Annotated in this window: 14 protein-coding genes and 1 pseudogene; all 15 read left to right on the top strand. The window is 75.5% G+C overall.

The window, feature by feature from the left end; genetic code table 11:
* The first annotated feature begins 9 nt into the window (after window positions 1–9).
* Window positions 10–4,620, top strand: coding sequence for an amino acid adenylation domain-containing protein (locus tag ACFVX9_RS27295; protein WP_387983997.1), 4,611 nt, complete (start codon window positions 10–12; stop codon window positions 4,618–4,620).
* A 55-nt stretch (window positions 4,621–4,675) separates the two neighbouring features.
* Window positions 4,676–5,449 (top strand): alpha/beta fold hydrolase, encoded by a 774-nt coding sequence (locus ACFVX9_RS27300; RefSeq protein ID WP_363375474.1) that lies wholly within the window; start codon window positions 4,676–4,678, stop codon window positions 5,447–5,449.
* A 261-nt stretch (window positions 5,450–5,710) separates the two neighbouring features.
* Entirely contained in the window at window positions 5,711–7,255 is a 1,545-nt protein-coding gene (locus ACFVX9_RS27305; protein WP_380490491.1) for a tryptophan halogenase family protein, read from the top strand.
* A 30-nt stretch (window positions 7,256–7,285) separates the two neighbouring features.
* Window positions 7,286–8,548 carry a cation:proton antiporter gene (locus ACFVX9_RS27310; RefSeq protein ID WP_387984001.1) on the top strand — a complete coding sequence of 421 codons (1,263 nt, stop codon included), beginning with the start codon at window positions 7,286–7,288 and terminating at the stop codon, window positions 8,546–8,548.
* On the top strand, window positions 8,545–9,048 hold the full coding sequence (locus ACFVX9_RS27315; RefSeq protein ID WP_380434202.1) for a flavin reductase family protein: 504 nt from the start codon (window positions 8,545–8,547) through the stop codon (window positions 9,046–9,048). Before ACFVX9_RS27310 ends, ACFVX9_RS27315 begins: the two co-directional genes overlap by 4 nt.
* Before the next feature lie 54 nt (window positions 9,049–9,102).
* The gene (locus tag ACFVX9_RS27320; RefSeq protein WP_380373348.1) at window positions 9,103–10,806 is read left to right on the top strand and encodes a 2-isopropylmalate synthase; all 1,704 of its coding nucleotides are present in this window, start codon (window positions 9,103–9,105) and stop codon (window positions 10,804–10,806) included.
* A 139-nt stretch (window positions 10,807–10,945) separates the two neighbouring features.
* The gene (locus tag ACFVX9_RS27325; protein WP_350880968.1) at window positions 10,946–12,367 is read left to right on the top strand and encodes a PLP-dependent aminotransferase family protein; all 1,422 of its coding nucleotides are present in this window, start codon (window positions 10,946–10,948) and stop codon (window positions 12,365–12,367) included.
* A 102-nt stretch (window positions 12,368–12,469) separates the two neighbouring features.
* Entirely contained in the window at window positions 12,470–13,492 is a 1,023-nt protein-coding gene (locus ACFVX9_RS27330; protein WP_387984003.1) for a 3-oxoacyl-ACP synthase, read from the top strand.
* Window positions 13,489–13,770 (top strand): phosphopantetheine-binding protein, encoded by a 282-nt coding sequence (locus ACFVX9_RS27335; RefSeq protein ID WP_079135959.1) that lies wholly within the window; start codon window positions 13,489–13,491, stop codon window positions 13,768–13,770. Before ACFVX9_RS27330 ends, ACFVX9_RS27335 begins: the two co-directional genes overlap by 4 nt.
* Complete coding sequence (locus ACFVX9_RS27340) at window positions 13,754–14,908, top strand: acyl-CoA dehydrogenase family protein (protein ID WP_380490488.1); 1,155 nt, start codon at window positions 13,754–13,756, stop codon at window positions 14,906–14,908. Before ACFVX9_RS27335 ends, ACFVX9_RS27340 begins: the two co-directional genes overlap by 17 nt.
* Window positions 14,905–16,098, top strand: a complete 1,194-nt coding sequence (locus tag ACFVX9_RS27345) for an HAD-IIIC family phosphatase (protein ID WP_387984006.1) — start codon at window positions 14,905–14,907, stop codon at window positions 16,096–16,098. The genes ACFVX9_RS27340 and ACFVX9_RS27345 overlap by 4 nt, the downstream gene beginning before the upstream one ends.
* A gap of 128 nt (window positions 16,099–16,226) precedes the next feature.
* Window positions 16,227–17,087 carry a 3-hydroxyacyl-CoA dehydrogenase family protein gene (locus tag ACFVX9_RS27350; protein WP_387984013.1) on the top strand — a complete coding sequence of 287 codons (861 nt, stop codon included), beginning with the start codon at window positions 16,227–16,229 and terminating at the stop codon, window positions 17,085–17,087.
* Window positions 17,084–18,994: a non-ribosomal peptide synthetase gene (locus ACFVX9_RS27355; protein WP_387984008.1), complete on the top strand. Its 1,911-nt coding sequence runs from the start codon at window positions 17,084–17,086 to the stop codon at window positions 18,992–18,994. The genes ACFVX9_RS27350 and ACFVX9_RS27355 overlap by 4 nt, the downstream gene beginning before the upstream one ends.
* 19 nt (window positions 18,995–19,013) lie before the next feature.
* Entirely contained in the window at window positions 19,014–23,618 is a 4,605-nt protein-coding gene (locus ACFVX9_RS27360) for a condensation domain-containing protein (RefSeq protein WP_387984010.1), read from the top strand.
* Window positions 23,615–24,292: pseudogene (locus ACFVX9_RS27365) on the top strand (hypothetical protein); the annotation flags it as partial. The gene ACFVX9_RS27360 and the pseudogene ACFVX9_RS27365, both read left to right, overlap by 4 nt.

Below are 24,292 nucleotides of genomic sequence, written 5' to 3' on the forward strand. Positions count from 1 at the left end.
GCAGCCGACATGAGTGAAACCCAGACGTCCACGTCCCGCGAGGACCGCATAGCGGCCCTGCCCGAGCACCTGCGGGCCCTGCTGCGGGACCGCCTGGCGGGCGCCGAGACACCCGCCCCCGAGGCCGCCGCGAGCACCGCGCTGCGCCCCGCCGACCGCGACCGCCCGCTGCCGATGTCCTTCGCCCAGCAGCGGATGTGGTTCCTGTACGAGTTCGACCCGGAGTCGGTCGGCTACAACTCCTCCTTCGCGCTGCGGCTGCGCGGCGACCTCGACCGCGCCGCGCTGCAGGGCGCGCTGGCCGCCGTCGTCGACCGGCACGAGGCGCTGCGCACCACCTACGACCAGGTGGACGGCGTCCCGGTGCAGGTCCCGCACCCGAGCGTGGACATCCCGCTGCCGGTCGTGGAGGCCGGCGGCGGGACGCCCGAGGAGCGGGAGGAGGAACTGCTGCGACTGGTCCGCGAGGAGGCCGGCCGGCCCTTCGACCTGCGCACCGGCCCGGTGCTGCGGACCCTCCTCGTCCGGCTCTCCGACCGCGAGCACGTGCTCGTCCTGAGCATCCACCACATCGCGCACGACGGCTGGTCGCTGTCGATCGTCACCCGCGAGCTGGGCCAGTACTACGCGGCCGCGCTCCAGGGGCGCGAACCCGACCTGCCCGCGACGGGGCCGCAGTACGCGGACTACTCGGTGTGGCAGCGCGAGCGGGCCTCCGGCGGGCGGCTCGACGAGCAGCTCGACTACTGGCGCGAGCAGCTCGACGGCGTCCCCGTGCTGGAGCTGCCGACCGACCGGCAGCGCCCCGCCGTGCCCACCGGGGCGGGCGCCTTCCACGAGTTCAGCGTCCCGGCGGAGACCGTCGCCGGGCTGCGCGAGCTCACCGAGTCCGCCGCGGCGACGCTGTTCATGACGCTCACCGCGGCCACCCAGCTGCTGCTGGCCCGGCTCTCCCGGCAGGAGGACGTCGCGATCGGCACCCCGGTGGCCGGCCGCGACGAGCCCGAACTCGCCGACCTGGTCGGCCTGTTCCTCAACACCCTGGTGCTGCGCGCCCGGACCGGGCCGGGCCTGGGCTTCCGGGACTTCCTGGGCCAGGTCCGCGACACCGTGCTGGCCGGCTTCGACCACGCGGAGGTCCCGTTCGAGCGGGTGGTGGACGCCGTCCAGCCCGAGCGCGACCCCAGCCGGATGCCGCTCGCCCAGGTGCTCATCGTCCTGCAGAACGCCCCCGAGGCGACCCTCGACCTGCCCGGGCTGACCATGGAGCAGCTCGCCCTGCCGCAGGCGAGCACCGGCTTCGACCTCGTGGTGGCCTTCGAGGAGCGCCCCGACGGCAGCCTCTGGTCCGCCCTGGAGTACAGCACCGACCTGTACGACGAGGCCACGGTGCGCCGCTTCGCCGGCCACCTGACCACCCTGCTCGGCTCGATCGCCGCCGACCCCGACCAGGAGCTGGGCCGGCTCGACCTGCTCGACCCGAAGCAGCACAACCGGCTCACCGTGGACTGGGCCCGCAACCCGGTGGCCTTCCCCGAACAGGACCCGGTGCACCTGCTGGTGGCCAAGCGGGCCGCCGAACGCCCCGACGGCCTCGCGGTGGTGCGCGGCGACGAGCGCCTCAGCTACGCCGAACTCGACCGCCGGGCCGGGCTGTTGGCCGAGCTGCTGCGCTCCCGCGGCACCCGCCCCGGCGACGTCGTCGGCGTGTGCTGCGAGCGCGGCCCCGACCAGGTGGCCGCCACCCTCGCGGTGCTCAAGGCCGGCGCCGCCTTCCTGCCGCTGAACCCGCGCTTCCCGGCCGCCCGCCGGGAGCTGATGCTGGCCGAGACCGGCGCCCGGTTCGTCTTCACCGAACGCGCGCTGGCCGCCGACGCGGGCGAGTCCGCCGCCGAGCCGCTGATCCTGGAGGACCTGCGCCCGCAGCTCGACGCGCACACCGGACCGGTGCCCGAGGGCGACCGGGTGGGGCCGGACGCGCTCGCCTACATCGTCTACACCTCCGGCTCCACCGGGACGCCCAAGGGCGTGCTGCTGGGCCACGGCGGCCTGACCAACGTCGTCAACGCCTCCCGGCTGATCGTCGGCACCGGCCCCGAGAACACGGTGACCCAGCTCTCCTCGCCCAGCTTCGACGGCGCGGTCTGGGAGACCTTCCTCGCCCTGGTCTCCGGCGCGGCGCTCGCCCTCCCGGCGAACGAGTCCGAGGCGCTGGGCAGCGAGCAGCTGCGCGCCATGGCGGGAGGCCGGCCCACCGTCCTCGCGCTGCCGCCCGCGGCCCTCGCGGCGGTCGAGCCCGAGGCGCTGCCCGCAGGCTCGGTGGTGCTCGCCGTCGGCGACCGGTGCCCGGTCGGCCTGGCCCGCAAGTGGTCGCGGGTCCACCGCTTCATCAACGGCTACGGCCCGACCGAGAACACCGTCGGCGCCACCATGTTCGAGGTCCAGGACGAGGAGGCCGGCAGCCGGCTGTCGATCGGCCGGCCGCTGCCCAACACCGAGGTCTACCTGCTGGACCCGCACGGCAACCCGGTGCCGCCCGCCGTCACCGGCGAGATCCACCTCGGCGGCCGCGGCGTCGCCCAGGGCTACCTGGGACGCCCGGAGCTGACCGAGCAGCGGTTCGTCCCGCACCCCTTCGCGGACGACCCCGGGGCCCGGCTCTACCGCACCGGCGACCTCGGCGCCTGGCTGCCCGACGGGCGGATCGACTTCCGCGGCCGGGCCGACGACCAGGTCAAGATCCGCGGCTTCCGGGTCGAGCCCGGCGAGATCGAGTCGGCCATGCAGCGCCACCCCGCGGTCGACCAGGCCGCCGTGGTGGTCCGCGAGAGCGACCGCGGCAAGCAGCTCGTCGGCTACCTGGTCGCCGCGCCCGGCCGCGACCGGGGCGAGGCGGTCCGCGAGGTCCGCGAGGCCCTGACCGAGGAACTGCCCGCCTTCATGGTGCCGGCCGCGCTGATCCCGATGGACGCGATGCCGCTCACCACCAACGGCAAGGTCGACCGGGACGCCCTGCCGGACGCCCGGGAGGCCCTGACCAGGGTCTCCACCCCGCCGAAGGGCCCGGTGGAGACCGCGCTGGCCGAGGTGTTCCGCTCGGTGCTGGGCATCGAGGACGTCGGCGCCGAGGACGACTTCTTCCTGCTCGGCGGCGACTCCATCCTCTCCACCCAGGTGGTCGCCCGGGCCCGCCAGGAGGGCCTGCACTTCACCGCCCGGGACCTCTTCCAGCACAAGACCGTCGCCGCGCTCGCCAAGGCCGCCGGGACGGGGGAGAGCGGGCCGGCCGAGGAGGACCCGTACGCCACCGGGCCCGTGCCGCTGACCGCCGTGCAGCAGTGGTTCTTCGAGCACCACACCGTCAACCCGGGCCACTTCAACCAGTCGCTGCTGTTCGAACTCGTCCCGGGCACCGACACCGAGGCCCTGCGCGCCGCCCTGGCCGCGCTGGTCGGGCAGCACGACATGCTGCGCGCCCGCTACACCCGCGACGCCGAGGGCGCCTGGTCCCAGGAGGTGGCGGCCGAGGCCGACGGCTGCTGGGACTTCCAGCGGCTCGACCTCGCCGGGGCGCCGGACGCCGAGGAGCGCGCCACCGAGGCGTTCCGGCAGGCCCAGAGCGGCCTGCGGCTGGCCGACGGGCCGCTGCTGCGCGCCGTCCTGGCCGACCTCGGGCCGGACCGCCCGGCCCGGCTGTTCCTCACCGCGCACCACCTGGTGGTCGACGGCGTCTCCTGGCGCATCCTGCTCGACGACCTGCGCTCCGCCTACGCCGACCTGGCGGCCGGCCGCCCCGCCAGGCCCGCCCCGCGCTCCACCTCCTTCGGCCAGTGGTCCCGCCGACTGCGCGAGCACGCCCTGACCGGCGGCTTCGACGACGAGCTGGCGCACTGGCGGTCGCTGCCCGAGCCCGCCGGGGAGCCCCTGGACACCGGCCTGTTCGGCGACCGCCGCACCGCGCGGCACACCCTGACCGGGGACGAGACGGAGGCGCTGCTGCGCCGGGTGCCCGGCGTGCTGCGCGCGCAGGTCCACGAGGTGCTGCTGACCGCCCTCGCCCAGGCGCTCGCCGCCCAGGGCCACGCCGGCGACGGCGGCACCGTGATCGACCTGGAGGGGCACGGCCGCGAGGAGATCCTGGACGGCGTCGACCTGTCCCGCACCGTCGGCTGGTTCACCACGATCTACCCGGTGCTGCTCGACGTGCCCGCGGAGCTGGCGCCGACCGCCGCCGTCCGGGTGGCCAAGCGCCGGCTGCGGGCCGTCCCGCGCCGCGGCATCGGCCACGGCGTTCTGCGGCTGGCGGCGGCCGCCGAGGCCCGGGAGGACCTGCTGGTCCCCGCGCCCAAGGCCCGGATCGGCTTCAACTACCTCGGCCAGTGGGACAACCAGCTGCCCGAGGGGGACCGGCTGATCCTGCGCCACCTGGACCACGGCGGCGGCGACCACGAGCCGGGCGAGACCCGCACCTACGAGCTGGACGTCGCCGCCGCGGTCGAGGGCGGCCGGATGGAGCTGTCCTGCGTGTACGCGGGCGGCCGGTTCGACGAGGCGGCGGCCACCGCCCTGCTCCAGCGCATGCACGAGGCCCTGCGCGAGATCGTCCGGGCCTGCGGATGACCGGCCGGGCCGGTACGGACACGGCCCCGCGGGGCCGACGGAAGGAAGTGACCGTTTGAACGACGACCAACCCTGGCTGGTGATCCCCCGGCCGCGCCCGGAGGCGACCCGGCGGCTGGTCTGCCTGCCGCACGCCGGCGGCAGCGCGGGCTTCTACCGGCCCTGGGCCAACCACCTCTCGGCGGCCGTCGAACTCCAGCTCGTCCAGTACCCGGGGCGGGAGGAGCGGATCGAGGACCCCTTCGTCCAGGACGCCGCGACCCTGGTGGCCCAGCTGACGCAGGCGCTGCTGGAGACCGACCGCCCCGGTGTCGAGACGGTCGTCTTCGGCCACAGCATGGGCGCGCTGCTCGCGTACGAGACCGTGCAGTCCCTGCACGCGCAGGGCCTGCCGGTGGCCCGGCTGGTGCTCTCCGGCTACCCGCCGCCGCAGGCGCCGGCCGGCTCCGGCGACGGACCGGCCGGGCGGGCGCCGGCCCTGCCCCGCGGCGACGACGAGCTCCTCGCCACGGTCGCGGGCCACGGCGGGACCCAGATGTCGATCTTCGACGACCCGGACATCCGGGAGATGGTGCTGCCGATCCTGCGCAACGACTACCTGCTGATCGACTCCTACCGGCCGACCGCGCTGCGCCCGGTGGACTGCGGGGTCGTGGTGCTCACCGGGGACTCCGACGTCACGGTGAGCGTCGAGCGGGCCCGCGGCTGGGAGGCGCTGGCCGGCAAGGAGTTCGCGTTCCACGTGCTGCCCGGCGGGCACTTCTACCTGACCGCGCAGCGGGCCCGGGTCATCTCCCTGCTGCACGACTACCTGCTGGACGGTGGCTGAGCCGGCCCTGCCGGTCAGGCTCAGCCACTGCCGAACCCCCGCCGAATTCCGGCGAGTTCCGCCGAACAGATGGCACCCCCAACCATCGGGTGTCATCTGTTCGGCATGCCGGAAAACACCCGGCGAAGGCCGGGACGCGCTGGAGTGCGTGTTTCCGCTGAGGCTTAAAAGCCTGTTTTCCGGAGGCTCCGCTGCCGCAGGATTTCGAGCCATGGGACAGCCCGGGGCTCCGGGTTGAACGACCGGCTGAGAGGGTCAGGAATGCTGGGCAACGTCGTCATCGTCGGTGGTGGGACATCCGGTTGGATGACCGCCTCGTACCTGCGCGCCGCATTCGGCGATCGCATTTCCGTCACGCTGGTGGAATCCAAGCGAATCAAGTCCATCGGGGTCGGCGAGGCGACCTTCAGCACCGTCCGGCATTTCTTCAACTACCTGGGCCTGCCGGAGCACGTCTGGATGCCCAAGTGCAATGCCACCTACAAGCTGGGCATCCGATTCGAGAACTGGCGGCGCAAGGGCCACTACTTCTACCACCCCTTCGAGCGCCTCCGGGTCGTCGACGGCCTGCCGCTCACCGACTGGTGGCTGAACAGCCGCTCCGGCGACCGCTTCGACCAGGACGTGTTCCTGATGGCCGCGATCTGCGACGCCGAGAAGTCCCCGCGCTACCTCGACGGCACCCTCTTCGAGCAGGACTTCAAGGAGGGCGGCAACACGACCGAGCGCGACACCCTCACGGAGCAGGACACCCAGTTCCCGTACGCCTACCAGTTCGACGCCTCGCTGCTCGCCGACTTCCTCTCCGGGTACGCCACCGAGCGCGGCGCCAAGCACATCGAGGACGACGTCGTCGAGGTCGTCCAGGACGACCGCGGCTGGATCAGCGGCGTGCGCACCAAGGAGCACGGCCTGATCGAGGGCGACCTCTTCATCGACTGCACCGGCTTCCGCGGCCTGCTGATCAACCAGACCCTGGAGGAGCCGTTCACCTCCTTCCAGGACACCCTGCCCAACAACCGCGCGGTGGCGCTGCGCGTCCCGGTCGACATGGAGAAGCGCGGCCTGCGCCCCTGCACCACCGCCACCGCCTCGGACGCCGGCTGGATCTGGACCATCCCGCTGTTCGGCCGCATCGGCACCGGCTACGTCTACTCCGACGAGTACGCGACGCCCGAGGAGGCCGAGGCCACGCTGCGGGCCAAGGTCGGCCCGGAGTCGGAGGGCCTGGAGGCCAACCACATCAGGATGCGGATCGGCCGCACCCGCAACGCCTGGGTCAACAACTGCGTCGCCATCGGCCTGTCCAGCGGCTTCGTCGAGCCCCTGGAGTCGACCGGCATCTTCTTCATCCAGCAGGGCATCGAGGAACTGGTCAAGCACTTCCCGGACGCCAACTGGGACCCGGGGCTGCGCCGCTCCTACAACCGCATCGTCGGCAACACCATCGACGGCGTACGGGAGTTCCTCGTCCTGCACTACAAGGCCGCGGCCCGCGAGGACAACGCCTACTGGCGGGACGCCAAGACCCGGGTGATGCCCGACGGCCTGGCCGAGCGGATCGAGCTGTGGAAGGCCAAGCCTCCGACGGAGGCCACCATCTTCCCGCACTTCCACGGGTTCGAGTCCTACTCCTACCTGGCCATGCTGCTCGGCCTCGGCGGCATCGAGCTCAAGGCCCCGCCCGCACTCGCCCTGCAGGACGGCAGCCGCGCGGAGAAGGAGTTCCAGCTGCTGAGCGACCAGTCCGCCGAGCTCCTGAAGCGCCTGCCCAGCCAGTACGAGTACCTCGCCCAGATGCACTGACCCCTTCGGCGCCCCGAGAAAGGAGGCACCATGGACAGTCTTCCGTACGTACCGGCCGCGGTGACGCTCGCTCTGCTCGTCCCCGTGGCACTGCTCGGACGCCGGCTGGCGAAGCTGCTGCGGCAGCCGGAGATCGTCGGCGAGATCATGGCCTGCCTCCTGCTCGGGGCGCTGCTGGCGAGCCAGTGGCACTGGAAGCCGGCCACCATGGACGGCGGGGCCGTCCTGGAGAAGGCGGGCCACCTCGGCCTCGCGCTCTTCCTGGTGGGCGCCGTCCACGAGATCCGGGCCGGCGGCAGCCGGCTGGGCGGGCGCACCATCGCGATGACCGCCGTGGGCTCGCTGCTGCTGCCGCTCGGCTGCGGCGTCGCGTTCGCCGCGTGGGTGCTGGCCGACGGCTCCCCGGCGCTGCGCGGCGGCGCCCCGGCCGGGGTGCTGGTCCTGATGCTGGCGATCGCGCTGGCGGTCACCGCCGTCCCGGTGCTGGCCGGCATCCTGGACGACCGCGGCATGCTCAACACCGCGATCGGCCGGCTCTGCATGGCGGTCGCGGTCTCCATCGACGCCGTCACCTGGTCGCTGCTGGCGATCGCGGTCGGCCTGGCGCACGGCGGCGGGAAGATCACCCCGTACCTGGTGTTCGTCGTCGGCCTGCTGGGCGCCTGGCTGATCCGCCGGGCCGGGGCCCTGCCCGGGCCCCGGGCCTGGGCCGAGCGGATCCCGGTGGCGGTGCCGATCGGGCTGACCGCCGCCGCGGCCGTGGCCGCGGCGCTGACCACCTCGCGGCTGGGCCTCACCGATGTGCTCGGCGCCGTCCTGGTCGCCCTGGCGCTGCCGGGCGACGACGGCGCGGGCCCCTGGACCAGGGCCGCCCACACCGTCGGCGGCTGGGGCCGGATCGTGCTGCCGCTGCTGTTCACGGTGACCGGCATGGGCCTCGCCTCGGCGCCGCTCAGCGTGTTCTCCTGGCAGGCCGTCGTCCTGTCCGTGGTGCTCGCGATCTTCGGCAAGCTGGTCGGCAGCTACTACGGCGCCCGGGCGGCCGGCCGGCCCCCGGTGGAGAGCATGCGGATCGCGGTGTTCCTCAACGCCCGCGGCCTGACCGAGCTCGCCGTCCTCCAGACGGGTTACCAGGCCGGGATCCTCACCCCGGCGCTCTTCCTCGCCCTCGTCGTGATGGCCCTGTTCACGACGGTGCTCAGCGGCCCGCTGCTGTGGGTCATCGACCGGCGCACGGCGAGCGTGGACGCGCCCCGGACCGCGGAGCCGGTCCCCTACCCAGTCGAGCGGTGAATCACGTGGAACTCGTCACCTCAACCCCCTCCGACTTCCGGACCTTCATGTCCGGCTTCCCGAGCGGCGTCGCCATCGTCACCTCGCTGGACGACGCCGGCCGGCCCTGGGGCATGACCTGCTCCGCCCTGTGCAGCGTCACCGTCGAACCGCCCACCCTGCTGGTCGGCATGCGGGCGGAGAGCCCGACCCTGAAGGCCGTGCTGCGCAGCGGCCAGTTCGCGGTGAACCTGCTGCACGCCGAGGGCCGCGGCACCGCCGAACTGTTCGCCTCCGGCGACCCGGACCGGTTCGACGCCACCACCTGGCGGCTGCCCCCCGGCGCGGGCGGACCCCACCTCGTCCACGACGCCCACGCGGTGGCCGACTGCCGGGTCAGCCAGCTGGTCCCCGTCGGCGGCCAGCGGATGGTCTTCGGCGAGGTCATCCGGATCACCGAGCTCAGCGACGCGTCGCCGCTGCTCTACGGGAGGAGACAGTTCAGCTCCTGGCCCGCCTAGCAGAGCTAGCAGAGCGTCCCCACAAGACGCCCAGACCACCGTTGTGGAGGAGAGATGACCGCTCAACCCACCGACGCGGACACGCCGCAGGGCACACCCGCCCGCGACCAGGGCATCCAGCGCCACAGCGCGATGCCGGTCCGGAAGTACCAGCCGTACCAGGCGGTCGGGCTGCCCGACCGCGGCTGGCCGGGCCGCCGCGCGGAACAGGCCCCGCTGTGGTGCAGCGTCGACCTGCGGGACGGCAACCAGGCCCTGACCGACCCCATGGACATCACCCGCAAGCGGCGGATGTTCGACCTGCTGGTCGCCATGGGGTTCAAGGAGATCGAGGTCGGCTTCCCCACCTCCTCGCAGGACGACCACGCCTTCCTCCGCCACCTCGTCGACACCGGCGCGATCCCGGACGACGTCGTCGTCCAGGTCATGACGCCGATCCGCGGCGACTTCATCGAACGCACCGTCAAGGCCCTGGAGGGCGTGCCCCGCGCCGTCCTCCAGATCTTCAACCCGACCTCGGAGGTCCAGCGCCGCCTGGTCTTCCGCAAGGACCGCCGGCAGACCACCGCCATGGCGCTCGACGGGGCCGAACAGGCCCTCAAACTCCAGGACTCGATCCCCGGCACGGAGATCTACCTCCAGTACGCGCCGGAGTCCTACACCCAGACCGAGCCGGACTACGCGCTCGAACTCTGCAACGCCGTCCTCGACTTCTGGGCCCCGCGGGCCGCGCACACGCTGCGGATCAACCTGCCCTCCACCGTCGAGGTGTTCCCGCCGCAGGAGTTCGCCGACCGGATCGAGTACACCCACCGCAACCTGCTCCACCGCGAGCGCACCATCCTCAGCGTGCACCCGCACAACGACCGCGGCAGCGGCGTCGCCGCCGCCGAACTCGCCGTCCTCGCCGGGGCCGACCGGGTCGAGGGCACCCTGTTCGGCAACGGCGAGCGCTCCGGCAACGTCTGTCTGGTCACCCTGGCCATGAACCTGTTCTCCCAGGGCGTCGACCCGATGCTGGACCTGAGCGACATCGACGGCATCCGCCGCATCGTCGAGAGCTGCAACCAGATGCCCGTCCCCGCCCGCCACCCGTGGGCCGGCGACTTCGTCTACACCTCCTTCGCCGGCTCCCACCAGGACGCCATCGCCAAGGGCCTGCGCGCCCGCGAGGAGTCCGGGCAGGAGGTCTGGGACGTGCCGTACCTGCCGATCGACCCGCGCGACATCGGCCGCGACTACCAGGCGCTGATCCGGATCAACACCCAGTCCGGCAAGGGCGGCATCGCCCACCTGCTGCGCACCGAGTACGGCATCGAGCTGCCGCGCCGCCTCCAGATCGACTTCGCCGCCGAGATGCAGGCGGTCTGCGAGGAGATCGGCGGCGAGATCACCGGCGACCAGCTGTGGGAGCACTTCGTCGAACGGTACGTGGCGCTGGGCACCGAGACCGTGCCCGGCCTGCCGGAGCCGGAGCCGCTGGCGGCGGAGCCCGGCGACACCCGCTGGAGCGGGGCCACCGCCGAGGCGGTGGCCGGCTACGGGCTCGACGCCGTCATCCAGGGCCTCGTCGTGGAACGGGCCGGCGCACCGCTGAACGCGGTCACCGCCGCCTTCGAGATCGTCGTGGACTCCCACTCCTACTGGGGGGTCGGCATCGCCCAGGAGGAGGGCGAGGCCGTCGGCCGGGCCGTCCGGGTCGCGTCCCTGCGGGCGCTGCTGGACACCGAGCGGTCCGGTCTGTCCGAGGCCCGCTAGGGCCGGCGGGCCGGACCGGGCCGACGGGCTGAGCAGGTCCGCAGGTCCGCAGGTCCGGAGGGCTGAACAGGGCCGACGGGCCGGACAGGCCCGCAGGGCTCAACAGGGCCGCCGTGGGCGGGGGAGGGAGGAGCCGAACATGCCCTGGAACACCTTGATCGACGTGGCACGGGAGGACGTGCTCCCGCTGACCGCCCAGATCCGGGACGGCATCAAGCGGGAGATCGCCGAGGGGGCGCTGCACCCCGGCACCCGGCTGCCGTCGAGCCGTCAGCTCGCCGAGGACCTCCGGGTGTCCCGCAGCGTCGTCGTCGAGGCCTACGGGCAACTCGTCGCCGGCGGCTACCTGGAGGCCACCCGGGGATCGGGCACCCGGGTCGCCACCCACCTGGACCGGGGCACCCGGATGCCGACCCTGCTCGGCGACGCCCGCCCCGCCCCGGTGATCCGCTGGGACCTGCGGGCCGGCGGCGCCGACGCCTCCGCCTTCCCCCAGCGCGAGTGGCTGGCCGCCTACCAGCGGGCCGCGCGCCGGCTCGGCCCGCGAGACCTCGGGTACCCGCCGGTGTCCGGCGTCCCGGCGCTGCGCGCCGAACTCGCCCGCTACCTCGGGCGGGCGCGCGGCGTGCACACCACCCCCGAGCACGTCATGGTGGTCTCCGGGTTCGCCCAGACGCTCGGCCTGGTCTGCGCCACGCTGCCCCGCACCGGCCTCGGCGCGCTCGCCGTCGAGGACCCGTGCCACCCGCAGCAGCGCCAGTTCATCGTCGAGTCGGGCCTGGACTGCCCGTCCGTCCCGGTCGACGAGCACGGCATCGACGTGGCCGCGCTCGCCCGCACCGGCGCCCGCGCGGTGCTGGTCACCCCCGCCCACCAGTTCCCCACCGGCGCCGTGCTCAGCGCCGAGCGGCGGGCCGCCCTGGTCCGCTGGGCGGAGGACGTGGACGGCTGGATCATCGAGGACGACTACGACGGCGACCTCTGGCTGGACCACGGCCGCCGGCCCACCGCGCTGCAACGGCTGTCCCCCTCCCGGGTGCTCTACGCGGGCACCGCGAGCAAGTCGCTGGCCTCCGGGATGCGGCTGGGCTGGCTGGTCGCCCCGCCCCGGCTGCGCCGCCGTCTGGAGGAGGTCCGCTCCCAACGGGACCTCGGCTGCGACGTGTTCACCCAGCACGCGTTCGCCGAACTGCTGGACGGCGGCGAACTCGACCGGCACCTGCGGCGCCAGCGCGAACGGCTGCGGGCCCGCCGCGAGGTCTTCCACGAGGCCGTGCGGCGCCGGCTGCCCGGGGCCCGGATCGTGGGCGCCTTCGCCGGCCTGCACGCCTACGTCCAGCTCCCGCACCGGGTGGACGAGGCCGCGCTGGTCGCCCGGGCGCTGCGCCGCTCGGTGCTGGTGCGCGGCGGCCGCTCGTACCACCACCGGTCCTGGCAGTCCGGGCCGGCCCTGGTGGTGGGGTACGCCGGGGTGCCCCGCAGCGGCGTCGCCGAGGCGGTGCGGGAACTGGGGGAGGCCTACGCCGAGTCGGCGGCGGACGGCTGCCTGCGCAGTGCCTGAGCCACACCCCGGCTTTGCCCGGAATGCGGCCGGGGAGGCACCGAGAGACGGCCGGACGCCCGGCCGGACAGCGGACAGACAGCGGAGAGTCGAGGACACGGCATGGTGACGACGAGGACGGGTGGCGCCCCCGCGCCGCTCGCGGTGCGCGAGGCGGCCTGGCACCTGCCGGAGCAGCGGGTGCCGGTCGGCGAGCTGCCCGAACTGGCGGGCCTGGACGGCGAGCGCAGAACCACGCTGGCCGGCCTGGGCATCGACACCGTGGCCGTCGATCGCGAGCTCGGCCCGACCGGGCTGGCCGAGCGGGCGGCCCGCAGTGCGTTGGCCGGCGCCGGGCTCGCCGCCCAGGACCTGGACGCCCTGATCGTCGTCGACTCCCGGGCCCCCGAGACCCTGCTCAGCTCCGAGGCGACCAGGCTCCAGGCCCGGCTCGGCGCCGACCGGGCCGTCACCTTCGGCGTCGGCGGCCTCGGCTGCGTCTCGCTCGGCCCGGCCCTGCTCGCCGCCCGCGGACTGCTCGCCGCCGACCCCGACGTCCGGCACGTCCTGGTCGCCCACGCCTCCACCCCGGCCACCCCCGGCCGCTACCGGCACCCCGTCACCGTCAACGGGGACGCCGGGCAGGCCCTGCTGCTCGCCCGCACCGGCCCGGTGCGGGTGCTCGACCTGGTCCAGGAGACCAACGGCGCGTACTGGGACCTCTTCCGGGTGGACTACCGGGACCGCCCCTGGGAGAGCTGGCAGGAGGAGTGCCGGGACCTGCCCGGCTACTCCTTCCGGCTCGCGGTGGAGACCAGGAACCGGCTCACCGCGCTCCTGGAGCGGCTGCTCAAGCGGCACGGCCTCGACCGCGCCGACGTCGCCGGCTACGCCAGCCAGAACCTCTCGGCGGGCGGACTGCGCTTCCTGGCGGAGTCGCTGGGCGTCGACCTCCTGCCGGAGTGCCGGGAGAACCTGGCCCGGTACGGCCACCTGGGGCCGAACGACGTCTTCCTCAACCTCTGGACGGCGCTGGCGAACGGGCGGCTGGCCGAGGGCGACCGGGTCGTCCTGGCCAACGTCAGCCCGGTGGCGGCCTGGAACCTGCTGCTGGTGGAAATCGGACCCTGGGAGAGCACCGCGTGACCGACACGGCAATCGAGATACGGGAGTTCCTGACCGTCGCACTGCGCCGGCCGGTGGCGCCGGACGAGGACTACTTCGCACTGGGGCTCGCGGACTCGCTGTTCGCGCTGGAGCTGGTGGTCTTCGTCGAGGAGCGGTTCGACATCCGGATCGAGGTGGACGACCTCGACCTGGACTCCTTCCGCACCGCCGAGCGGATCGCCGCGCTGGTCGAGCGCAAGCGGGCCGGCCTGGGCACGGGCGAGGAGACGGGGGCCGGCTGTGCCGCCCACGGCTAGCGAGACCAGGCCGTCCACTGCGGGGGCTTCGGCGGTCGACGCTGCCGCCGACCTGGCTGCCGCCGTCCGCGACGAGGCCGCCCGCTGGGACGAGCAGGGCGCGCTGCCCGACGAGGCCGTCCGCGCGGTGGCCGCCGCCGGGCTGCTCGGCCTCGACCTGCCCGCCCGCCACGGCGGCGCCGGCGCCACCCCGGCCCAGCTGGGCGAGGCCGTCGCGCACCTGGGCGGCGTCTGCGGCGCCCTGCGCGCGCTGCTCACCGTCCAGGGCATGACGGCCGCGGCGCTGCTGCGCTGGGGCGGCGAGGAGCAGCGCGCGCGGTGGCTGCCCGCACTGGCCTCCGGCGAACGCCTGGCCGGCTTCGCCGCCACCGAACGGGAGGCCGGCAGCGCGCTCGCCGAGGTCGGCACGCGGATCGAGGACGACGGCGAACGGCTGGTCGTCACCGGCGCCAAGCGCTGGGTGACCTTCGGGCAGAGCGCCGACGTGTTCCTGGTGCTGGGGCGCACCGACGCCGGCCCGACGGCCGTCCTGGTGGAGGCGGACCGTCCCGGGATCGTCCGCGAGCCCGTCAGCGGCCAACTCGGCCTGCGCGCCGCGCGGATCGCCCACCTCACCTTCGACCGGGTGCGGGTGCCCCGGGAGAACCTGGTGGCGCCGCCCGGGCTGGGCCTGACCCACACCGCCGCCGTGGCGCTGGACCACGGCCGGTTCACGGTGGCCTGGGGCTGCGTCGGCATGGCGGAGGCCTGCCTGGCCGACGCCGCCGAGCACGCCGCGCACCGGGTCCAGGGCGGCGTGCCGCTGGCCGGGCACCAGCTGGTGCGCTCGCTGCTCGCCCGCTCCGCCGTCGACACGGCGGCCGCCCGGGCGCTGGCCGAGCGGGCCGCCGAGGCCCGGGCCGGCTCGCCGCTGGGCGCCGCCACCGAGACCGTGGTCGCCAAGTACGCGGCGGCCGGGGCGGCGAAGGCGGTCGCCGACCGGGCCGTCCAGATCCTCGGCTCGGCGGGCTGCGAGCCCGGCGTCCGGGCCGGCCGGTTCTACCGGGACGCCAAGGTGATGGAGATCATCGAGGGCAGCCCGCAGGTCGCCGAACTGCACATCGCCGACCGCCTGTTGCGCCAGGGGGTGCGCCGATGACCGGGCCGCAGCCGGGGCCGCAGCGGAGTGGGGCGGAGCAGAGCAGGCCGCAGCGGAGTGGGCCGCAGCAGAGTAGGGCGGAGCCGACCGTCAAGGTCCTGGTCTGGGACCTCGACGACACCCTCTGGGACGGCACCGTGCTGGAGGGCGACGATCCGGCGCCGTTCCCCGCCGCGACCGCCGCCCTGCGGGCGCTGGACGAGCGTGGCGTCCTGCACGCCGTCGCCAGCCGGAGCGACCGGGCCGTCGCCACCGCACACCTGGAACGGCTCGGGCTGCACGAGCTGTTCACCGTGCTGGAGATCGGCTGGGGGCCCAAGTCGGGCGCGGTGCGCCGGATCGCCGAGGCCATCGGCATCGGGCTGGACACCGTGGCCTTCGTCGACAACGATCCGGTCGAGCGCGCCGAGGTGGCCGCCGCCCACCCCGTGGTGCGCTGCTACCCGGCCGAGCAGGTCGCCGAGCTGGCCGAACTGCCGGAGTTCCGGCCCGAGTTCGTCACCGCCGACGCCCGCGAACGCCGGCTGCGCTACCGCGGCGAGGCGCTCCGCACCCAGGCCCGGGAGGATCACCAGGGCACCCCCGAGGAGTTCCTCGCCTCCCTGGAACTGGAGTTGACGATCCGTCAGGCCGGGTCGGACGACCTCGCCCGCGCCCACGAGCTCACCGTCCGCACCCACCAGCTCAACACCACCGGCCGGACCTACGGCCTGCCGGAGCTGCGCGCCCTGTGCGACTCGCCCGACCACCGGGTGCTGGTCGCCGAACTGACCGACCGATTCGGCGACTACGGCACCATCGGCCTCGCGCTGAGCGAGCGGACCGGGCACCGGGAGGGCGACGGCCCGGCCGGGCCGGCCGAGGTGCTGCGGCTGCTCCTGCTGTCCTGCCGGGTGATGTCCCGGGGCATCGGGCCGGCGCTGATCGGGCACGTCGTGCGCGCGGCGCTCGCCGAAGGGCGCCGCCCGCTGGCCGAGTTCGTGCCCACCGACGTCAACCGGGTGATGCTGGTGAACCTCCGGTTCGCCGGGTTCACCGTGGTGGGCCAGGAGGGGGAGGGGCGGCTGCTGCTCGGCTACCCGCCCGCCGCCCCGCCGCCCCCGCCGCCGGGCCACCTGCGGCTGATCACCCCCGAGGCCCCCGAGGCCCCTGTCGCCCTTGAGGCCCCCGAGGCCCGGAACCGGCCGTGACCGGGCCGCAATCCGTCGTGACCAGGAAGGACACCGTGCACCCGCAAGACACCCAGAACCGCGAGGCAGGCGAGGCCCGGGCGGCCCGCACCGACCGGATCCCGGTCGGGATCGTCGGCGCCGGCACGATGGGCACCGCCGTCGCCCAGGTCTTCGCCGCGGCCGGGCACCCCGTGGTGGTGGTCGACCGGCAGCGGGCCGCCCTCGACGCCGGCCCCGGCCGGCTGCGGGACGGCCTGCGCGCCGCGCGGCTGCTCGGCCGCCGCCCGGCCCCCGGTGAGGCTGGTGCAGGGACCCCTGCCGAGGCCCGCCCCTCGGCGGCCGAGACCGTCGAACTGGTCGACTGGACGGACGAGTTCGGGCGGCTGGCGGCGGCCGGTTTCGTGGTGGAGTGCGCCTCCGAGCGGCTGGCCGTCAAGGAGCAGGTGCTCCGGGAGCTCGACCGGGTCTGCGCCCCCGCCGCGGTGTTCGCCTCCTGCACCTCGGCGATCCCGGTCGAGCGGCTCGCCTCCTACACCGACCGGGCCGACCGGGTGCTCGCCACGCACTTCATGAACCCCGCGTACCTCAAGGAGGCGGTCGAGGTGGTGCGCGGCCCGGCCACCACCGCCCGGACGCTGGAGACCACCCTCGCCCTGCTCGCCGGGGTCGGCCGCCGCGCCCACGTCGTCCGCGACTCGCCGGGTTTCGTCTCCAACCGGGTGCTGATGCCGATGGTCAACGACGCGGCCGCCCGGGTGCAGGAGGGCGTGGCCGACGCGGAGACCGTCGACCTGATCTTCCAGGAGTGCTTCGGCCACGCCATGGGCCCGCTGCGCACGGCGGACCTGATCGGGCTCGACACCATCGTGGACACCCTCGACGTCCTGCTGGAGACCACCGGCGACGAACGGTTCCGGCCCTGCGACCTGCTGCTCGACCTGGTGCGGCGCGGACACTTCGGCCGCAAGACCGGGCTGGGCTTCCACGCCTACGGGACCCGCCCGTGACCGCCGGCCGTCCGGCCATCGACGTGCTCGACCTGATCCGGGAACGGGTCCGCGCGCTGCCCGACCGGACCGCCGTGGTGGTCGGCGAGCAGAGTCTGACGTATCGTCAACTCGATGTCGAAACCAAGGCGTTGGCCGATCGGCTGGCCGCTGCCGGGGCCGCCCCCGGCCGGCTCGTCCTGATCCACCGCCGCCAGGGCGTGCGCACCGTCGTCGGCATGCTGGCCGCGCTGCGGCTGGGCGCCGCCTGGTGCGTCCTGGAACCCGATCGCCCCGCCGCGATGGTGCGCGCCCTGCTGCGCGACAGCGGCTGCGCCGTCCTGGTGTACGACGACGGCGACCCGGCCACCCCGCCCGCCGCCGTGCGGGAGCTGACGGCCGGCTGCGGGCAGCCCGTCACGGCGGTGGCCGAGAGCGGACCGGCCCCTGCTCCGGCCGTGGCCGCCGGCCCGTCGGACGCCGTGGTGCCCCCGACCGCACCGGCCTACGCCGTCACCACCTCCGGGACCACCGGGGAGCCCAAGGCCGTCCTGGTCTCCCGCGGCGCGCTCGCCCACCTGGTCGCCTCCCGCGCCGAGGACCCCGCCGCGACCACCTTCACCGCCTCCCGGCTCTCCTGGGACGCGCCGCTGCTGATGCTGTTCCACACGCTCTGCGGCGGCGGCACGGCGGTGCTGCCCGACGAACGGGCCCTGCCCGACCCGGAGGCCGCCGCCGCGCTGATCCGCCGCCACCGGGTCGAGGTGGCGGTCGGCCCGCCCTCGTTCCACCTGCTGGTGCTGCCCCACCTGGCCGGCGCCGACGTCCACCTGCGGCAGTGGATCGTCGGCGGGGAGGCGCTGTCGGCCGCGCAGGCCGAGCGGCACCGGGCCGTCCTGCCCGGCACCCGGCTGGTCAACGAGTACGGCGCCACCGAGACCACCGTCACCGTGCTCGCCCAGCCGGTCACGCCCGCGCCGCTCGACCCCGTCCCGATCGGGCGGTCCACCCCGGGCAACCGGATCCACCTGTTGGACGAGCGGCTCGCCCCGGTCGGCCCCGGGCGGACCGGCGAGCTGTACGTGGCCGGGCCGCAGGTCGCCGAGGGCTACGCCGGGCGCCCGGCCGACACTGCGCTGCGCTTCCTCCCCGACCCCTTCGCCACCACCCCCGGCGCCCGGATGTACCGCACCGGGGACCTCGCCTCCGCCGACCCCACCGGGGCGCTGGTGTTCCGCGGCCGGGCCGACGGGCAGCTCAAGGTGCGCGGCGTCCGGGTCGAACGCGAGGCCGTCGAAGCGGCGCTGGAGCGCCACCCCGCCGTCCGGCAGGCCGCCGTCCTCGCCGTGACCGGCCCCGACGGCGCCACCGCGCTGGCCGCGTGCTGGCTCCCCGCCGACCCCGCCGCCCCCGTGCCGGACACCGCCGAACTGCTGGCGCACTGCACCGCCCTGCTCGGCGGCCAGGCCCGGCCGGAGCGCTTCGTCCGGGTGGCCGGCTTCCCGCTCGCGCCGTCCGGCAAGACCGACCTCCAGGCGCTGCGCGCCCTGCTCGCCGAAGGCTCCGGAGAGGCCGGCGGACGCGACGAGCCCGCCGGGGCGGACGGCGCCCCGCAGCTCGTGACGCGCTACTGGACCGAGGTCCTCGGGCACGGCGACTTCGGACCGGACGACGACTTCTTCGCCGTCGGCGGCAACTCGCACCGGATCGTCGAACTCCACCTGCGCCTCGAAGGCCGCTGGCCCGGCGCCGTCCGCGTCGGCCGGCTCTTCGACCTGCGCACCGTCGCCGAGCAGGCCGCGGCCGTCGCCCCGGTGGCCGCCACCCCGGAGGCGGCCACCTCGGAGGCCGCCACCCGGGAGCCCGTCGCCCCGGCGGCCGGAGCGCCCACGGGCGGCGCCCGGCCCGACGCCGCGTACGAAGTCTGACGAACGGGAGAGAGCAGCAGTGACCAGGACCCCAGCGACGGCCCCCGCCGACACCGACATCGCCGTCGTCGGCATCGGCGCCCGCTTCCCCGACGCCGACGACCTGGCGGCCTTCCGGGCCAACCTCGCCGCCGGCCGGGACTCCGTCGGGGGCATGCCCGCCGCCCGGGCCGCCGCCACCGGACTCGACCCGGACGCGGGCTACCTGCCGATGGGCCACCTCGCCGACGTCCACACCTTCGACCACGCCTTCTTCGGCCTCTCCCGGCGCGAGGCCGCCCTGATGGACCCCCAGCAGCGGATCGCGCTGGTCCTCGCCCACCAGGCCGTCGAGGACGCCGGCCACGCCGCGAGCGCCCTGCGCGGACGCCAGGTCGCCGTGGTGCTCAGCGCCGCCGCCTCCGGCTACCTCGGCGCCGCCACCGAGCCCGGCCCGCTCAGCGCCCTCGGCAACGTGCCCTTCGCGCTGCCCGCCCGGATCGCCCACGTGCTCGGCTTCGAAGGCCCCTGCTACGCCGTCGACACCGGCTGCAACGGCTCGCTCGTCGCCGTCCACCAGGCCTGCCGCGAACTGCGCGACGGCGAGGCCGAGTACGCGCTCGCCGGCGGATTCAGCCTGCGCCCCGGCGGCCTGCCCGCCCGGCAGACCGAGGGCATGACCGAACTCGTCTCCCCGAGCGGACGCTGCCGGGCCTTCGACGCCGACGCCGACGGCACCGCCAGCGGCGAGGGCGGCGCCGTCCTGCTGCTCACCACCCTCGGCCGGGCCCGCGCCGACGGCACGCCCGTCCACGCCGTGATCCGCGGCAGCGCCGTCCGGCACAACGGCCGGGCGGCCGCCACCATCAGCACCCCGAGCGCACCCGCGCACGCGGCGGTGATCGGCGCGGCCTGGCGCGCCGCCGGGCTCGACCCCGCCCTGGCCGGCTACCTGGAGGCGCACGGCTCCGGCACCCGGCTCGGCGACGCCGTCGAACTGGAGGGCCTGGCCCAGGTGTTCGGGCCGCGCGGGTTCGGGGCGCGGGGCCGGCGGCTGCCGATCGGCTCGGTGAAGACCAACGTCGGCCACCTCGACCACGCGGCCGGGATCGCCGGCCTGGTCAAGGCCGTCCTCGCGGTCGGCCACGGCGAGCTGTACCCGTCCCTGCACTTCCGCCGGCCCGTCGACGAGGCCGCCCTCGAACCCGTCGAGGTGGTCACCGCGCTGCGCCCCTGGGAGGGCGAGGAGCGGATCGCCGGCGTCAGCTCGTACAGCCTCGGCGGCATCAACGCCCACTGCGTGGTCCAGCGGCCGCCCGTGCCCCCGCGCGGCGACCGGTCGGGCGCGCCCCGGCTCGTCGGCGTCTCCGCGCGCAGCCGTACCGCGCTCGCCCGGCTCTGCGCCGACCTCGGCGCCGCGCTGACCGGCCCGGCCGCCCGCGACACCGACCTCGACGACGTCGCCCTCACCCTCAACTCCGGGCGCACGCACTACGGGCACCGGGCGGCGGTGTGGGCCCGCGACACCGCCGAGCTCGGCCGGGCCCTGCTCGAACGGGCGGCGCGGCTCGACGCCTCGGCACCGGCCGGCGGCGCCCCGCGCGGCGGCCGGACCAGGCCGCCCGCCGTCTGTCTGCTGCTCTCCCCGGACGCCGTGCCCGACGCCCCCGGCCCGGCGGAGCTGCCCGACGCGCTGCCCGCCACCGGCCCGGCGGCCCGGCTGCTCGCGGGCCAACTCGCCCTCCATCGCGAGCTGTCGCGCTGCGGCGTGCCCGTCGGGACCGTGCTGAGCAGCGGCGTCTCCCGGTACGCCGCCCGGTACCTGCTCGGCACCCTCACCGCCGAGGACACCCGCGAACTCGCCACCGCCACCGCCGCCGGAGCCGAGGCCGCGCCGCCCGACCGGGACCGGCTCGTCGCGGCGGCCGAACGGCTCGCCGCCGCCGGGCCGGTGGTGTTCCTCGACCCCGGCCCCGGCGGCGTCCTCGGCCGGCTGCTCGCCGAGCGGTTCGGCCCGGAGGGGCAGGACGGCGCCCGGCTGGTCACGGCCGCCGGTGACGGCGGCGGAGGCTTTGCCGCGCTGCTCGGCCGGCTGTACGAATGCGGCCTGGACCTGGACTGGCCGGCGCTCGGCCCCGAGCCCGGCACCGCCCGCCGGCTGCGCCTGCCCGGACACCCGCTGGCTGCCACCCCCTGCTGGATCCGGCCCGCACCGGCGGCCCCCGCCCTGCCCGTCGCATCCGTGGCGCCCGTCGTGTCCGTCGCGCCCGCCGCGCCCGCCGTCGAGCGCACCGGGACCGGCCCCGCCGAGGACCCCGAACGCTGGCTCGCCGAAGTCCTGGGAGAACTCCTGCACAGCGAGCAGCCGCCCGGCCCGGAGGCCGACTACTTCGAACTCGGCGGCAACTCGATCATCGCCCTCCAGCTCGCCGACCGGATCCAGACCCGCTTCGGCTTCCGCCCCCGGCTGCTCGACGTCTACGAACACCCCGCCGTCGGCGCGTTCGCCGACCTCATCCGCCGCCGGGCCGGCGCCCCCGCGGCCCCCGCCCTGCCGCCGATCACCCCCCGCGACACACCGCCCGTCACCTCCTTCGGCCAGGACCGGATCTGGTTCCACCACCAGCTCGACCCCGACACCACGCTCTACAACCTCCCGATGGTCAGCCTGATCAGCGGCCCGCTCGACGTCGACGCCGTCCGCGGCATGTGGCACGACCTGATGCTGCGCCACGAAGTGCTGCGCTCCAACTTCGCCGAGGAGGACGACGAGCCGGTGCTGCGCATCAGCCCGGAGCCCGGCGACTTCTTCACCCTCCGGGACGTCTCCGCCGAGCCGGACCCGCTCGCCGCCGCCCGCGAACTCGTCCGGCAGGCCGCCGAGCACCGCTTCGACCTCGCCCACGACCCCCTGGTGCGGGTGCTCGTGGTCCGCACGGCCCCCGAGCAGCACGTGCTCCAGGTGACCATGCACCACGCCGTCAACGACGGCGCCTCACCGCGGATCTTCGAACGCGAGCTGCCCGAGCTGTACGCCGCCCGCCGCGAGGGCCGCCCGCACCGGCTCGCGCCGCTGCCCGTCCAGTTCGCCGACTACGCGGCCTGGCAGCGCGAACTGGTGGCCGGCTCGGCTCTGGACGGCGAACTCGCCTACTGGTGCGAGACCTTGCGGGACGCGCCGGTGCTGCGGCTGCCCACCGACCACCCGCGCCCGGCCCGCAAGGACCACGCGGGCGACCTCGCGGTGTTCACCGTGGACGCCGCCCTGATGCGGGAGCTGCGGCGGCTCGCGGCCGACCGCTCCGTCACCCTCTTCGTGGTCCTGCTCGCCGGCCTCTACCTGCTGCTGGCCCGCCGCAGCGAGCAGGACGACCTGGTCGTCGGCATCCCGACCACCGGGCGCAACCGGCCCGAACTCGAAGGCCTGATCGGCTTCTTCAACAGCACCGTGGCACTGCGCGCCGACCTGTCCGGCGCCCCGTCGGTGACCGCCTTCCTGCACCGGGTGCGCGCCGTGGTGCTGGAGTCCCTGGAGCACCAGGAGATCCCCTTCGACCGGGTCGTCCAGGCGCTGACGGACGAGCGCGATCCGGGCCGGAGCCCGCTGTTCGACGTGTTCTTCGTGCACCAGGAGCTGCCGCCGATCCAGCAGATCGAGGGCACCTCGACCGGGTACTTCGACATCGGCCACAGCGCCGGCAACCTGTTCGGCGGCCTGCCGGCGGGCACCGCCAAGTTCGACCTCACCCTGATCACCTCCGACCGGGTCGGCGACGACGCCATGACCGCCTGCCTGGAGTTCAGCACCCAGCTGTTCACGGGGGCGACGGCGGCCGCGTTCGTCGAGGAGTACACGGCGCTGCTCCGTGAACTCGCCGCAGCCGACGGCGAGTTGCCGATCTCCCGGCTGTGGGCCGGGGCGCCGGCGGCCGTCTCCTCTGATGCGGCGCTGCCGGCCGCCCCCGCCGGCCCGCCCGGGCCCGTCCGGCTCGACGTCCCCACCGACCGCCCCCGCCCGGGCCGCCCCGACTACACCGAGCGCAGCGTCACCGTCCCGGTCGACGAGTCGCTGCGCAACGCGATCGCCCGGTTCGGCCCGCACCCCGACCGGGTGCTGCGGGCCGGCTGGCTGGTGCTGCTCTCGTGGATCGCCGGCCAGGACGAGGTGGCGGTCGGCCTGCCCGGCGGCGCCCTGCTGCGGGCCGACCTCGCCGACGAGCCCGCCTTCACCGACCTGCTCGGGCGCACCACCCCCGACGGGACGGCCGGCCCCGGAGCCGAGCCCCCGGTCCGCTCCCGGGGCGACGGCGGAGGCCACGGCGTCGGTCACGGCGCCGCCCCGCGCGGGGTCGAACTCGACCTGGGGTGGCGGGCGGAGAGCGGCGCCGCCCCCACGGCGCTGACCGTGCACTACGCCCCCGAACTCTTCGACCCGCCGACCGCGACCGGCTTCGCCACCGGCCTGCGCGAGCTGCTGCGCGGCCTGCTCGCCGAGCCCGACCGCCCGGTCCACGACGTGGCGGCCGACTACGCCGACTACGCGGACCAGGCCGACGGTGCGGACCACGCCGACCACGCCGACCACGGCGACGCGCCCGAGACCGTGACCCCGCACCCCGACGACGACACCGTGAGGGCCCTGTGAGCAGCTCCACCGCCACCCCGCTCGACGCCGCCCGGCGTGCCGTCCTGCGGGACACCCCGCTCCTTCCCGCCGACTGCGTGGCGCGCCTGGTCCGCTTCGAGGGCCCGGTCGGGCTGGACCGGCTGCGCCGCGCCGTGGCCCGGGCCCTGGCCGAACGCCCGGACCTGCACACCGGCTACCGCGCCGCCGCCGGGGGCGGCCCCGGCCTGCTCCGCCCGGCCGACCCGGCCCAGCCGCCCGCCGTCGCGGTGATCGACCTCGACCCGGAGGAACTGGACGGCTGGCTCGCCGCCGAGCTCGTCCGCCCGCTCGACCTGCTCGGCGGGCCGCTGCTGCGCCACGTGCTGATCCGCCGATCCGACGGCGGGCTCAGCTGGTTCCAGCGCCACCACCGGCTGGTCGACGACGACGCCGGGCTGGCCGCGCTCGTCCGCCGGGCCGGCGAGCTGTACGCCGAGGACGCCGCGGATGCCGAGACGGCCCCGGTCCCCGCCCTGGTACCTGCCCCCGCCCCGGACCCGGACGCCGACCGGCCCGCCGACCGGGCGTACTGGCGGGAGGTCCTGGGGACCGCCGGCCCCGAGCCCGCCGCCGCCCGCCCGGCCGGGGCCGTCGCGCCGCCGGCCGAGCTGCCCTGGCTGCCGGTGGCCGACCCGGCCGCACTGGCCCGGGCC

Source organism: Kitasatospora sp. NPDC058243 (genome assembly GCF_042882025.1).
In the GTDB taxonomy this organism is placed as follows: Bacteria; Actinomycetota; Actinomycetes; order Streptomycetales; family Streptomycetaceae; genus Kitasatospora.